The organism is Euzebyales bacterium (genome assembly GCA_036374135.1).
Classification (GTDB): Bacteria; Actinomycetota; Nitriliruptoria; order Euzebyales; family JAHELV01; genus JAHELV01.
The window spans coordinates 136400-149874 of sequence record DASUUK010000034.1 but is presented as its reverse complement, the minus strand read 5'-3'; the positions used below and the strand labels follow the sequence as shown (position 1 = coordinate 149874).

The following is a 13475-nucleotide window of genomic DNA, read 5'->3' as shown; positions in this document are numbered from 1 at the left end:
GACACGCCGGTGCTGCGCGGCCTCGACCTCCACGTGCCGGCCGGGCAGACCCACGCGATCGTGGGAGCAACCGGCGCCGGCAAGTCCACCATCGTCAAGCTGCTGCTGCGCCTGTACGACCCCGACGCCGGCCATGTCCTGCTCGACGGGGTCGACGTCGCCACGCTCACGTTCGCGGGACTGCGCGGCGTCATGGGTGTCGTCAGCCAGGACGTCTTCCTGTTCCACGGCACGGTCGCCGAGAACGTGCTGCTGGGGCTGCGGCCCGGACTGCACGAGGACCTCACGTCCGACGAGATCGCAGAGCGGCTGCACCGCGCCACCGCACTCGCCGAGGCGGACGCGTTCGTCACCGCGCTGCCCGACGGGTACCACACCGTCGTCGGTGAGCGCGGCCAGAAGCTGTCGGGCGGGCAGCGCCAGCGCCTGTCGATCGCGCGCGCGATCCTGGCCGACCCGGCGGTCTTCGTCCTGGATGAGGCGACCACGCGGTCGACAACGAGACCGAAGCCGCGATCCAGCGATCGCTCGCGCAGATCGCGCGCGATCGCACCACGATCGTGATCGCGCACCGGCTGTCGACGATCCGCGGCGCGGACCGCATCCACGTGCTCGACGCCGGTCGCATCGCCGAGGCCGGAACGCACGATGAGCTGCTGGCCCGGGACGGGCGGTACGCCGCGCTGTGGCGGGTGCAGACCGGCGCCGCGGCGCGCGACGCCGGACGCGCCGACGCCGTGCTGCGCTTCTGACCCGCGCAGCGTCGGTCACATCCGCCGACGTGCCGCCCGACGGGGCAGATGTGACCGGCCGGATGCCGGATCCGTGGCCGAGCGGCCAACGCACCGGTGCCTGTCGACGCGTCGCCCAGTTGTGTGACGGACAGTACCGGTGGGGATGTGAGGTAGTGCGTGACACGATCGCAGACGACCGGGAGGTGACGAGTGGTCGACGACGCAGGAGCCTTCACATTGCTGCAGCGCTTCGCCCGGACGCTCGTGCGTCAGTACGATCTCGACGATGTGCTCTCCGACCTCGCCGGCGAGCTCAGGGACGTGCTCGAAGTCGCCGGTGCCGGCGTGATGCTGGTCGACGACAACGACGACCTGCGGTTCGTGTCGTCGTCGGACGAAGTGCTCAAGCACCTCGAGGATCTCCAGATCGAACTCGACGAGGGCCCGTGCCTGCGGGCGTACAAGACCGCCGAGCAGGTGTTCGCGCCCGATCTGCGCGACGACAGCCGGTTCCCGAAGTTCGGACCGCGCGCCGTCGACGCGGGCATGCTCGCCGTGTTCAGCTACCCGCTGCACTACGAGGAGCAGGTGTTCGGCGCACTCAACCTCTACCGCACCGAGCCCGGGAAGCTCGATGAGAACCAGCGCAAGCTCGGTGCCGCGTTCGCGGACATCTCGACGCTGTACCTGATGCACGGCTCCGACGACGAGCGCCGCGAGCAGGTCACCCGGCAACTGCAGGGAGCACTGGACTCGCGGGTGCTCATCGAGCAGGCCAAGGGCTTCGTCGCTGCCACCTGCGGCGTGACGGTGTCCGAGGCGTTCGAGATGCTGCGCGATCACGCCCGCGCGAACGGTCAGCGGCTGCGGACCGTCGCGACCGACGTGGTGGAGCACCGGTTGTCGACCGACGACCTGCACCGCACGCGACGGGTCGTCAGTACGGGTACCAGTAGTCTTTGACCTCGGCACTCATGTCCCAGTGGACGTGCTTGGTCTGCTGGAACGACGCCAGTCCCTCCTCACCCAGTTCGCGACCGCCGCCCGTGAGCTTCATGCCGCCGAAGGGGCCGGCGTAGTTGTCGGTCAACGGGTCGTTGATCCACACGGTCCCGACTTCGACCTCCTCGAAGAACCGCTTGACGAGCACGGGATCGCTGGACCGCAGCGTCGCGCCGAGACCCATCGGGCTGTCGTTGACGTAGGCGATCGCCTCGTCGATCGAGTCGTAGCGCATGATCGGCAGCACCGGCCCGAAGGTCTCGTCGCGCATGATGGTCATGCCGTGGTCCACATCGGCGACGACGGTGGGGGAGTAGAACCAGCCCCGGTCGAGGCCGTCCGGCACCGCGCCGCCGGTGATCACCCGCGCGCCGCGGTCCACGGCCTCGCGGATGTGACCGTCGACCGCGTCGCGGAAGCGCTGGGCCGCCATCGGCCCCATGTCGATGCCGTCGCCGGTCGGATCTCCGACGCGGATGGTCACGGCCCGTGCCGCGGCGGCCTCGACGAACTCGTCGTGCATGCCCGAGGGCACGTAGATGCGCTCGGCCGACGTGCACACCTGCCCGGCGTTGAACAACGCCGCGTACGTCAGCGCCTCGACCGATTCGGCGATCGTCGCGTCGGGCGCGACGACGAACGCATCCTTGCCTCCCAGCTCGAGATGGGTGTGTTTCATCATCGGTGCGGCCACCGTCGCGATGCGCTGTCCCGTGGCGACCGACCCGGTCATCGCCACGACGCGCACGTCCGGGTGGGCGACGAGTGCCTCACCGGCGACAGGTCCCGTGCCCGCGACCACGTTCACAACCCCGGGCGGCAGGTGGTCGAAGCACGCCGCGATCCATTCCAGCGTGACCAGCGGTGTCAGCTCACTCGGCTTGACCACGACGGTGTTTCCCGCCGCCAGCGCCGGCGCCAGCTTCCACGCGAGCAGCAGCAGCGGGAAGTTCCACGGGACGATCGCGCCGACCACGCCGTACGGCTCGTTGATCACCAGGTTCAGCTGGGTCCTTGGCTCGCCACTGGGCACCACGCGCCCGCGGCTGTTGCGCGCGAGCTCGGCGTAGTACCGCAGCGTCGTGGCGGACCATTCGACCTCCTCCTCCTGCTCGGGACGCGCCTTGCCCTGTTCGGTCAGCAGCGCGTCGACGAGCTGATCGGCCATCGCCGTGGTGCGTGCGGCGGCCTCGTGGAGCAACTCGGCCCGCTCGTTGGCGGACATCCAGCGCCACCGTCGGTACGCCGCACGCGACGAGGCGACCGCGCGGTCCACGTCGCCGGCGTCGGCGGCGGACACGTGCGCGATCGCCTCGCCCGACGAAGGGTTCTCGACGACGATGGCATCGGCGGCACCCGCCGCACTTCCGCCATCGATCCACAGACCCGGACGCGCATCCACCACCGCTGACCTCCTTCGTCGTGCAGCGAAGTGTCGCACGCGTGGGACTGCAACGACCGGTGTCCAGGGCGGCTTCAGCCGGACGCGGTCAGCGTCAGGTGGCGCAGGCCGTTCATCCAGCGTTCATCTGCAGCGCCGCCGCCAGCCGTCGGAAGCCGTCGTCGGGCGTCACGTGTGGGACGTACCCCAGGTCACGGCGCGCCGCGGTGAGATCGAACCAGTGGTCGGTCGCCTGCTGCCGCGCGAGGAACCTGGTGATCGGCGGCTCGGAGGTCCGGCGCGTCGCGCGCCACAGGGCCTCGCATGCCGCGCCGGCGGCGAACGCGACGGGGAACGGCACGCTGCGCCGCTCGGGTGGCAGACCAGCGGCGTCGAGCAGTCCGTTGATCATCGTGGCGATCGGCAGCGGATGGCCCGACCCGACGAAGAAGGCGCGCCCGGCAACCGGGCAACGACCGGGCGCCGCCGTCACGTCCAGCGCGTCGAGCGCGCACACATGCGCGGCGGCGGCGTCGTCGATGTAGGTCGCGTCGACGACCGCGGTGCCGTGGTCGATCAGGCGCAGCCGGCCGGCGCGGGCTCTGGACAGGACCCGTGCTGTCAGTTGCGTGTCGCCGGGACCCCACACCAGGTGCGGACGCAGCGCGACGGTCGCCAGCCCATCGCCGTCGGCAGCCAGCACCAGACGCTCGGCACGCGCCTTGGTCTGCGGGTACGGGGCGTCGTGGTGATCCTGGTACGGCAGCGACTCGTCGCCGCCGGCGATCGACGCACCGGCGTCGACGACGCTCGGCGTCGACGTGTGGACCAGCCGCGGCACGCCGCGCCGACGGCAGGCCGCGACCACGTTGGCGGTGCCGACGATGTTGGTGGTGACGAACGGGCGCGGATCGAGCGTCATGTCGGCCTTGGCGGCCGTGTGGATGACGGCGTCGCACCCCGCGACGGCCCGTTCCACGGTGGCGAGGTCCGCGACGTCGCCGCGCACCGTCTCGACGCCCAGCGCGCGCAGCGCCGGGTAGTCGCCACGCGCCAGCGACCGGACCCGGACGCCTCGCGCCAGCAGCGCCCTGACGACCGCGCCGCCCACGACACCACCGCCGCCGGTCACGAGAACGTGCCGGGTCACGGCTCCAGGACCCCACGGGCACGCCGGGTCACGGCCGTGGTGGCGGTCATGTCGCACCCCCGCCGAACGCCCGCCGTCCGACCCACGCCGGACGCCGGCGCTCACGTGCCACGACCCATCGCGCGAGCTGCTCGTAGCCGATCTTGGCGTTGTGGCGCGCGTCGACCGGCATCCGCGACCGCAGGAGCACGTCGCTCACCGCGGCACCGTGCGGATGCGCATCCAGTCGTGCGCGCAGATCGGCGACCAGGGCGCGGCGTCGCGCGCGACCCTCGGGCGACCACCTACGCAGCAGCGACGTCGCGTCGGCGGTGTGCTGGACCACCAGCACGGGACGCTGCACCGCACCGTCGGGCACGCCGACCAGTGCGGCGCGCCACACGTGCGGATGGTCGAGCACGAGCTGCTCGACCGGCAGCGGATCGAGCGGCCCGCGGTCGGTGCGCACACGGTGGACCGTCCGGCCGCAGAACCACAGCCGACCCTGGGCGTCGCGCCACGCCAGGTCGCCCGTGCGGTGGGCGGTGCGGCCGTCCCACGTCGTCTTCGCCCGAGCGGTGGCGTCGGGCCGGTCGACATAGGACTCCGTCACCTGCGGACCCGCCACGACGAGCTCGCCCACCTGGCCGTCCGGCAGCGCGGCCGCGTCGTCGATCGTCGCGAGCGGCGCGTCATCGACGCCGACCACCGTGACGGCGGTGCCGGGCACGGGGCGGCCGACGCACACACCGCGTGGCGGGTCGTGCAGTCCGGCGGCGGCACGCAGCTCGTCGCCGGCGATCGCGCTGACAGGCAGCGCCTCGGTCATGCCGTACGGCGTCGACACCGCCGCGCCGTCCGGCAGCAGGGCATCGATGGCGGCCACGACGTGGGTCGGCACCGGTGCGCCGGCCGACAGCACCAGGCGCAGCGACGGCAACGGGCGCCCGTGATGCGCCAGGGACGCCAGCAGCGCCGGCGACGCGAACAGCAGGTCCGCACGGTGGTCTGCAACGACGGCGCGCAGATGGGTGGGGTCCGCCGACGCCGGCCGCGTGAAGTCCATCGTGGGCAGCACGGTGGTCTGGCCGAGCGCGGGCCCGAACAGGGCGAACGGCGGGAACGTCGCGACCGTGACCTCGCCGGGGCGCAGGTCGTAGGTGGTGCGCAACGCCGCGAGTTGCGCCGCGAAGTGGGGATGACGGTACACGGCGGCCTTCGGGGCGCCCGTCGAGCCCGAGGTGAACAGCAACGCGGCGTCGTACGCATCGGCCTGCGGACGCCAGCCGGTGCCCGTGTTCCGGCCCGCGCGCTCGACGTCGTCCAACGACACGACCCCTGACCCGGTCACCGACCGCGACGGCCGGTCCCCTTCGGTCAGCACGAGGTGCCGAGCGGTCGGCGCGAGCCCCAGCAGCCGACGCGCCACATGCGCCCGCCGCGAGCCGACGAAGGCGACCGGTGCGACCGCCGGCAGTGCCGCACGCACGCGCCGGGGTCCGATGCCCGGGTCGATCAGCACCGGCACCGCGCCGCAGGCCAGCAGCGCGAACATGACCACCATGAAGTCGGGGGCCGGCGGCGTCAGCACGACGGTGCGGGCACCGCGTCCGATGCCGAGCGCGGAGAACCCGGCGGCCGCGTGCTGCACGCGCTCGAGCAGGGCGGCGTTCGTCAGTCGCCGGCCGTCGGCCATCACGAGCGCCGCGCGGTCGGCGGTCTCGTGGGCGCTGGTGACCAGGCCGGCGAGCACGGCGGGCAGGTCGGCGGTCCCCGTCAATGCGCGGGCGCCGGTGGTCGTCATGGGTGGGTCACCGCCGACGCCGTGCGTGCGAGGAACGCGGCGATCAACGGCACCGCCTCGGCGGCGTCCTCGAGCACGAGGTGGCCTGCGTCGTCGAGCGCGTGGACCTCCGCGTCCGGCAACGTCCGTCGCCATGCGTCCAGGTAGGGCGCGGTCAGCACCGGGTCGCGCAGTCCCCACACGATCTGTGCCGGCCGGTCAGCGAGCCGGTGGAGGTTCGCCGCGGTCTCGACCAGCAGCGGGTGGGTCCGCCCACCCGGTCCTTCGGGAACGTCACGGACGAACCGCAGGATCCCGATGCGGTCGTGCCACGTGCCGTAGGGCTCGCGGTAGGCGCGTCGTACCGCCGGGGGCAGGTGTCGTCGCCGCACGCCGAGGCGCAGGGTGCCGCGCACGAAGGCGTTCGCGCCGCACACGAGCGCCTCACCGAGCACGGGTACGCGGGACGGCCACAGCAGCCACGGTACCCGGTGGCCGGGCAGGAGCGGGAAGGCGGCGGTGTTGGTCACAACCAACCGACCGACCCTGTCCGGGTGGCGGGTCGCCCAGGTCAGCGCGATGGCACCGCCCCAGTCGTGGACGACCAGGGTGGCCGGTGCGTCCGTCCCGACCCGCAGGTGGTCCATCAGGGCGCCGAAGTCGTCGACCCGCGCGGCGAGATCGTAGGCGTAGTGCCGCGGTGACGGGACGTCGGAGCGTCCCATGCCCAGGTGGTCCGGCACGATGACGCGGTGGTCGTCGGCGAGCACCTGCGCGAGGTTCCGGTAGTAGTACGACCACGTCGGGTTGCCGTGGACGCAGACGACGGCCGGACCGGTGCCGCGGTCGACGTAGCGCAGCACACCTGCGGGGCGGGCGAACTCGCCCACGCTCACCACCGCACGTCGGCCATGGCGCAGTTCAGCCCGCTGCCGATGCCCAGTAGTGCCAGCCGGTCGCCGGGCGTGAGCCGGCCCGCGTCGACCTCCTTGGACCACGTGATCACCAGGCCCGCCGGTCCGATGTTGCCGTGTTCGGGGTACAGCAGTGGGATGCGGTCCTCGCGCAACCCCAGCGCGCCGATGACCGAGCGTGTGTGCGCGCGGCTGACCTGGTGGATGAAGGCGGCGTCGATGGCGTCCGCGGACCAGTCGAAGACGTCGACCGCGTCACGCCACGTCTCCCTGGCCAGCGCGAGCCCCGCAGTCAGCAGCCCGGCCGCATCGGTGCGCATGTCGTCGGGCTGACCCTGGCACAGCTCGTTGTGCTCGGTCGCCGCCCGTGAGACGACGCCGTGGAACGGATGGCCGTCGTCGGCCATCTCACGTCGCGACAGCAACATGGCGGCGGCACCCGAGCCCAGCGTCAAGGTCGCGAACGAGGAACGGAACAGGTCGCGGTCACACGCGGGGTCGGCGAGCCGCGCGATCGTGGACTCCACCACGACCCGCGCGCTCTCGCCGTCGACGACGATGCCGTGGTCGATGTCGCCACGCTCGATCATCGCGGCGGTGAGCGCCATGCCGTTGATGAAGCCCAGGCAGGCGTTGCCCACGTCGAAGTTGAGTGCGTCCGGCGCGAGGCCGAGCTTGTGGTGGACGATGCACGCCGTCGACGGCTCGAGCCAGTCACGGTCGACGCTGGTGTTGATCAGCGCGCCGACGTCACGGCGGTCCACACCGACGTCGGCCAGCAGCTTGGCGCCTGCCATCGCCGCCGCATCGCTGGGTCGCGTGCCCTCGTCCCAGAACCGTCGTTCCGTGATGCCGGCCAGGCCTCCCAGCGTTCCGGCCGGCATCCCGAGGCGCTGGAGGGTGTCGGCCAGCTGCGCTTCGATCTCACTGCTGCTGACGACGTGCGGCGCATCCACGTGCGCGAGACCCGAGACGACGACGTTGGAGAACTGCTGGGATCGAGCCACGCATCATCCTTTGAACCCGCGGACATGGCGTCCACCAGCCTCCGATGGTATGTGTCGCGTGGTATGTGTCGCGTGAACGCCGGGCGCGGGCCGGTCGATCCGCCCGGCCGCCCACCTCCCGCCGCACCGACGGGCCGAACCGTTGGACGCAGATGCGTGGTCGGGATGCCCGGATTTGAACCGGGGATCTCCGGTCCCCCAGACCGGCGCCCTAGACCAAACTGGGCCACATCCCGTCAGACCGCGCGGCGGCGGTCTGCGCTGGCAGCGTAGCGCGGCCACACGCGCCCCGCCAGCGGGCCGGGATGGGCGACCGCCGGGTTCGAGGTCGGCGGCGATGAGGGCGTGCCGGGCGCCGGCGACTGCTGTCGGCGTACCGCGGTGGTGCCGGGTCGAGCGCGGAAGAGGCCGGTCGCCCGAGCGGCCCGGCGAACGCACCGTGACAGCGGTCGAGGCAGTAGCGTTGTGGCACACGCGACGACCGAAGGATGTCGTAGGTGCCGCTGTTCGACGCGGGACGGCGATCAGACGCCGCTGAGCAGGTGCACGACCGCCTGCTCACCCTGCCGAACGCCATCACCGCCGTGCGCCTGGCCGGACTGCCCCTGTTCGCGTGGGTGGTGCTCGGTCCCCAGCGCTACCTGGCGGCGTTCTGGCTGCTCGTGGCGATCGCGGCGACCGACTGGATCGACGGGTACGTCGCGCGGCGCTTCGATCAGGTGTCACGCATCGGCAAGATGGTCGACCCGCTGGTCGACCGCCTGCTGCTGGCGACCGCGACGATCACCTTGTTGATCGCGGGCCTACTGCCCTGGCCACTGCTCGTGCTCATCCTGCTGCGCGACGTGGTCGTGCTGGCGGTGAGCCTGGTGTGGTTCGGCGGCGTCCCACCGATCCCGGTCAGCCGGGTGGGCAAGTTGGCCACGGCGCTGCTGATGATCGGCGTGCCGGCGTTCCTGTTGGCCGGCGTCGACTGGAGCGGCGCGCCGGTGATCGAGGTCGTCGCCTGGACGGCGACGCTCGCCGGCATCGTGGTCTACTACGTCGCGGCCGTCCGCTACGGACGTGTCGCGCTGGCGATCCGCCGGGCACGGGCCGACTGAACGCCGACCTGGCTGCGGCGGAGGCGTCGCACGCCGCGCCAGGCACCCCTGGCGGATCGGAGGGGAGGCTGGCGGTTGACAGCACCGGTCGCGCTGGTCGTAGGCTGCAGGTCAACCTCTACCACACCGTCATCGAACGGGTAGCATCATCGCTCTCACAGGCACACGCAGGGAGGCGGAGTGAACCCCGAGGAACTCAGGTACACCCAGGAGCACGAGTGGGCACGGGTCGACGGCCCGCGGTTCACCGTCGGCATCACCGATTACGCTCAGGACGCACTCGGGGACGTCGTCTACATCGACCTGCCGGCCAACGGCACGCGGGTCGAACAGGGCCAGCCCTTCGGCGAGGTCGAGTCGACCAAGAGCGTGTCCGATCTGTACGCCCCGGTCAGCGGCACCATCGTCGAGCGCAACGAGTCGCTGGAGTCACAGCCCGAGCTCGTCAACTCGGATCCGTATGGAGACGGGTGGATGGTCGTGATCGAGGCCGACGACGACGCGCCGACCGACGCGCTGATGTCGGCCGCCGCGTACGACAAGTTGATCGAAACGTCGTGATGGAACGGATGTACTGCACGCACTGCGGCCACCAGAACCCCGAGGGTGCCAACTACTGCGCCAACTGCGGGCGCCCACTGGCCGACGTCGGTGACCACACGACGGGCATGATGCGGCCGGAGGACCTGCCCGAGCGGGTCGATCCCGGCGACGTCGGTGAGGACGCGCAGGCACTGCTGAGCGAACTGGATCCGTCGACCGCGCTGCTGGTCGTCGTGCGCGGTCCCAACCAGGGCGCGCGTTTCCTGCTCGACCGCGAAACGGTGACGGTCGGTCGGCACCCCGAGAGCAACATCTTCCTCGACGACATCACGGTCTCGCGCCGTCACGCCGAGTTCCGGCGCGAGGAGGGGCGGTTCTGGATCCACGACGTCGGGAGCCTCAACGGGACGTACGTCGGTGGCCGACGGGCGGATGACCAGCTGATCGCGACCGGTGACGAGATCCAGATCGGGAAGTTCAAGTTGCTCGCGTTCGTCGCTGAGCGGTCTGCGTAGCTCCCGGCTGCGGAGGTGACCGTGGCGGGCGGATTCACGATCGGCGAGGTCCTCAACCAGCTGAAGGGTGACTTCGAGGACATCACCATCAGCAAGATCAGGTTCCTCGAGGGCGAGGGGCTGGTCTTCCCCGACCGTACGGACTCCGGGTACCGCAAGTTCTCCGACGACGACGTCAACCGTCTGCGGTTCATCCTGACGGCGCAGCGCGACCACTACCTGCCACTGAAGGTCATCCGTGAGCAGCTGGAGCGCCTCGACGCAGGTGAGGTGCCCACCACGCCGGTGCCCGACGCCGAGATCATGTCCCGTCCCAGCATGTCCGAGGTCGCCGAGGCGCTCGACGCCGCGATGGCGACCGGCGCCGAGCACCTGCTGGAGGCCGATGCCGGCAGCATCGCGCTGTCGGTCGACGAGCTGTCGGACGCGACCGGGTTGACGGCAGCCGAGGTCCGCAGCCTGCGCGAGTACGGGTTGATCGGGGAGGGCTCGGGGTCGACGTCCTTCGGGGCAGCCGACCTGCTGGTGTCCCGCGCGGCGCGGGAGCTGCTGCGGATGGGGCTCGAGCCGCGCCACCTGCGCATGTACCTGCAGTTCGTCGACCGCGAGGTGTCGCTGTTCGAGCAGGTCGTGACGCCGCTGCTGCGGCAGCGCAACCCGGAGGCACGGGCGCGCGCCACCGAGCAGCTCGAGCAGCTGACCGTGCTGACCGGGCGGCTCAAGCAGGCACTTCTGGCGTCCGCGCTCCGCCAGACGGTGCGCGGCTCCTAGGCGCGGTGGCGGGACGCGAACGGACCGACCTGTGGCGCCGGGCGACGGCGCTGCTCGTCGCCTGCGCGCTGGTCGTGGCGTCGGCGCCGGTCGCCGCCGCACAGACGCAGGACGCCGATGCCGTGGCCGACCGTGTGACGGCCGAGGGCGCCGTCCTGTGGGATCCGCTCGACGGCCGCGTGCTGTGGGGCCGCGCGCCCGACGCGTCGCGACGGATGGCGTCGACGACCAAGATCATGACCGCGCTGCTGGCGGTCGAGGCGGGCACCATCGGTGACACCGTCAGGGTCTCGGCGACGGCCGCCGCCGCGGACACCGAACCGGGTGCGGCGACGTTGAACCTGCGCGTCGGGCAGCGTGTCGGCATGCGCGGCCTCCTGCAGGCGCTGATGATGCGCAGCGGCAACGATGCGGCGGCGGCGGTGGCGGAACACGTCGCGGGCAGCCGGCAGGCCTTCGTGGCTGCCATGAACAGGCGCGCGCGGCGCCTCGGGCTCGACGACACCCACTTCCTCGACGCCACCGGGCTCAGCGACGATCCCCGTCACCACGCCAGCCCCTCCGACCTCGCACGGCTCGCGGAGATCGCGATGGCGCGCCCGGCGTTCGCCGACCTCGTCGGCACCTTCCGGGACGACGTGCCGGGGTTCGGGGCGTTGACCAGCCGCAACCTGCTGCTGGACACCTACGACGGTGCCACCGGCGTCAAGACCGGTTACACGGCACTGGCCGGCCTGTGCCTGGTCGCCAGCGCGACCCGGGACGGCCGCACGCTGTACACCGCCGTGCTCGACAGCGACGACAGCTTCGCCGACACGACCGTGCTGCTCGACCACGGCTTCGACGCCTACGATGTCGCGGCCGCCGACGCCGTCGACGCCGGGGTCTACCGCACGTCGCAGGGGTCCGTGGACCTGCGCGTCAGCGACAGCGCGCCGCGCACCGTGCCGGCCGACGCGACGGTGCGGGTGCGGTCGTGGCTCGACCCGCAGCCACCAGCCCGCGTCGCCGCGGGCACGCGGCTCGGCCGGGCCGAGCTGGTGGTCGATGGTCGGATCGTCGACACGGCAGGGCTCGAGGCGACATCGGATCTGGACGGTCCCCGGCGGATCCCGCCGGCCGCGGTCGTCGGCGACGCCGTGGAGGACGCGGTACGTGCGTACGTCCGCTCGACACCGCGGCGCGTGCGGGTCACCACGTCCGGCTGACGCATTGTCGGCCGCGACCGGCGCCAATACACTTCGCCTGGCCTGTCCCACGTACGATGTGCTGGGCCGGCTGCGCCGGACCAGTCCAGGCCATCACTGCCGGGGTCACCGAGGACGCACATGTTGATCGAGCTGGAGCTGGTCGGTGTACGAGTCGAGCTGCCGCACAACCAGCCGATCGTCCTGCTGAAGGAGAAGCCCGGCTACCGCTTCCTGCCGATCTGGATCGGCGCGCCCGAGGCGACGTCCATCGCGTTCGCGCTGCAGGGCGTGGCGATGCCCCGCCCGCTGACCCATGACCTGCTGCGCAACGTCCTGGCGGACCTTTCGATCGACGTCGAACGGATCGTCGTCACCGACCTGCGTGACGGCACCTTCTACGCCGAGATCGAGCTCGTGCAGGGCGGCCGCACCGTGAAGGTGTCATCGCGTCCGTCCGACGCGATCGCGCTCGCCGTCCGTGCGACGGTACCGATCTTCGCCGAGGAGGCCGTGCTGGCCGAGGCCGGCATCGAGATCGAGGATGAGGACGAGCAGGAGGTTGAGCGCTTCAAGCAGTTCATCGACTCGGTCAGCCCGGAGGACTTCCGGACCTGACGTCGTTGCCGCGAGGACGGCCCCGAGACCGGTGTGGTGCAGATCGGCCGTTGACGAACTGTCCGATCGTCCGGTACCGTGCTCTCGTTTTCGGTAACTACGTCGATGTGTTCTGTGCCGCACAGCGTCGCGGGGCGTTCGGACGGTCATCGCCGGAGCATCCCGGCGTATCGTCCGCCGATGAGGATGATTGCATGGACCACGTGCGCGCAACCGGCGCAACCGGACTGAGGACATGAGCTCGTCGCGTGCGCGAACGCCTCGTGACATCCCACTGCCGGGCTTCGACGAGGGTCGACGCGGGTACCGCGGGCCTGCGGTGTGCCGCGTCGTGGGCATCACCTACCGGCAGCTCGACTACTGGGCGACGACCGAACTGGTCGAGCCGAGCGTCCGTGACGCGGACGGATCCGGATCGCAGCGCCTGTACTCCTTCGAGGACATCGTCACGCTGAAGGTGATCAAGCGGCTGCTCGATGCCGGCGTCAGCCTCCAGCGGATCCGACGGGCCATCGAGTACGTCGCCGATCGCGGCCTGTCGCTGCGCAACCTGACGCTCGCCAGCGACGGCGAGACCGTCTACGCGGTCACCGACACGGCCGACGTCGTCGACCTGCTCGCCAGCGGTCAGGGCGTCTTCGCGATCGCGGTCGACCCCCTCTACGCCGAGATGGAGTCCGAGGTGACCAGCCTGCCGGCCGAGCCTGCCGTGCCCGCGACCGATGAGGCCGGCCGACGTCGTGTCGGGGGCGACACCGTCTGATCCGTTTGTCCTAGACTGCGGAACA

Annotated in this window: 15 protein-coding genes and 1 tRNA gene; 10 read left to right on the top strand and 6 right to left on the bottom strand. The window is 71.5% G+C overall.

The annotated features are described in order from the left end of the window. From VFZ70_05640 to VFZ70_05630, 3 genes are all read left to right on the top strand, one after another. A partial coding sequence (locus tag VFZ70_05640) for an ATP-binding cassette domain-containing protein (GenBank protein HEX6255276.1) occupies positions 1-564 on the top strand: 564 nt, incomplete at its 5' end. Further along, positions 561-752 carry a hypothetical protein gene (locus VFZ70_05635; protein ID HEX6255275.1) on the top strand — a complete coding sequence of 64 codons (192 nt, stop codon included), beginning with the start codon at positions 561-563 and terminating at the stop codon, positions 750-752. The genes VFZ70_05640 and VFZ70_05635, both read left to right, overlap by 4 nt. Positions 753-944: 192 nt before the next feature. Next, positions 945-1697 carry a GAF and ANTAR domain-containing protein gene (locus VFZ70_05630; GenBank protein HEX6255274.1) on the top strand — a complete coding sequence of 251 codons (753 nt, stop codon included), beginning with the start codon at positions 945-947 and terminating at the stop codon, positions 1695-1697. Here the strand turns inward: VFZ70_05630 and VFZ70_05625 are convergent. The 6 genes from VFZ70_05625 to VFZ70_05600 all read right to left on the bottom strand — a co-directional run bounded on the left by VFZ70_05625 (position 1672) and on the right by VFZ70_05600 (position 8186). Beyond that, positions 1672-3138, bottom strand: coding sequence for an aldehyde dehydrogenase family protein (locus VFZ70_05625; GenBank protein HEX6255273.1), 1467 nt, complete (start codon positions 3136-3138; stop codon positions 1672-1674). The genes VFZ70_05630 and VFZ70_05625 overlap by 26 nt on opposite strands. A 112-nt stretch (positions 3139-3250) precedes the next feature. Then, positions 3251-4267 carry an NAD-dependent epimerase/dehydratase family protein gene (locus VFZ70_05620; GenBank protein HEX6255272.1) on the bottom strand — a complete coding sequence of 339 codons (1017 nt, stop codon included), beginning with the start codon at positions 4265-4267 and terminating at the stop codon, positions 3251-3253. A 46-nt stretch (positions 4268-4313) separates the two neighbouring features. Further along, the gene (locus VFZ70_05615) at positions 4314-6050 is read right to left on the bottom strand and encodes a fatty acid CoA ligase family protein (protein ID HEX6255271.1); all 1737 of its coding nucleotides are present in this window, start codon (positions 6048-6050) and stop codon (positions 4314-4316) included. Further along, positions 6047-6925: an alpha/beta fold hydrolase gene (locus tag VFZ70_05610; protein ID HEX6255270.1), complete on the bottom strand. Its 879-nt coding sequence runs from the start codon at positions 6923-6925 to the stop codon at positions 6047-6049. The genes VFZ70_05615 and VFZ70_05610 overlap by 4 nt, the downstream gene beginning before the upstream one ends. Further along, positions 6922-7950 carry a 3-oxoacyl-ACP synthase III gene (locus VFZ70_05605; protein ID HEX6255269.1) on the bottom strand — a complete coding sequence of 343 codons (1029 nt, stop codon included), beginning with the start codon at positions 7948-7950 and terminating at the stop codon, positions 6922-6924. Before VFZ70_05605 ends, VFZ70_05610 begins: the two co-directional genes overlap by 4 nt. 157 nt (positions 7951-8107) lie before the next feature. Further along, a tRNA-Pro gene (locus VFZ70_05600) sits at positions 8108-8186 on the bottom strand. Positions 8187-8447: 261 nt separating this feature from the next. On the opposite strand from VFZ70_05600, the gene VFZ70_05595 reads away from it, so the two are divergent. The 7 genes from VFZ70_05595 (at position 8448) to VFZ70_05565 (ending at position 13450) form a co-directional block, all read left to right on the top strand. Next, positions 8448-9053, top strand: a complete 606-nt coding sequence (locus tag VFZ70_05595) for a CDP-alcohol phosphatidyltransferase family protein (GenBank protein HEX6255268.1) — start codon at positions 8448-8450, stop codon at positions 9051-9053. Positions 9054-9233: 180 nt separating this feature from the next. Then, positions 9234-9614 (top strand): glycine cleavage system protein GcvH, encoded by a 381-nt coding sequence (gene gcvH / locus VFZ70_05590; protein HEX6255267.1) that lies wholly within the window; start codon positions 9234-9236, stop codon positions 9612-9614. Then, positions 9614-10111 (top strand): FHA domain-containing protein, encoded by a 498-nt coding sequence (locus VFZ70_05585; protein ID HEX6255266.1) that lies wholly within the window; start codon positions 9614-9616, stop codon positions 10109-10111. Before gcvH ends, VFZ70_05585 begins: the two co-directional genes overlap by 1 nt. A 21-nt stretch (positions 10112-10132) precedes the next feature. Further along, positions 10133-10882: a MerR family transcriptional regulator gene (locus VFZ70_05580; GenBank protein HEX6255265.1), complete on the top strand. Its 750-nt coding sequence runs from the start codon at positions 10133-10135 to the stop codon at positions 10880-10882. 5 nt (positions 10883-10887) lie between these two features. Then, positions 10888-12090 carry a hypothetical protein gene (locus VFZ70_05575; GenBank protein ID HEX6255264.1) on the top strand — a complete coding sequence of 401 codons (1203 nt, stop codon included), beginning with the start codon at positions 10888-10890 and terminating at the stop codon, positions 12088-12090. Positions 12091-12210: 120 nt separating this feature from the next. Beyond that, positions 12211-12687, top strand: coding sequence for a bifunctional nuclease family protein (locus VFZ70_05570; protein ID HEX6255263.1), 477 nt, complete (start codon positions 12211-12213; stop codon positions 12685-12687). A gap of 235 nt (positions 12688-12922) precedes the next feature. Then, the gene (locus tag VFZ70_05565; protein ID HEX6255262.1) at positions 12923-13450 is read left to right on the top strand and encodes a MerR family transcriptional regulator; all 528 of its coding nucleotides are present in this window, start codon (positions 12923-12925) and stop codon (positions 13448-13450) included. Positions 13451-13475 lie beyond the last annotated feature (25 nt).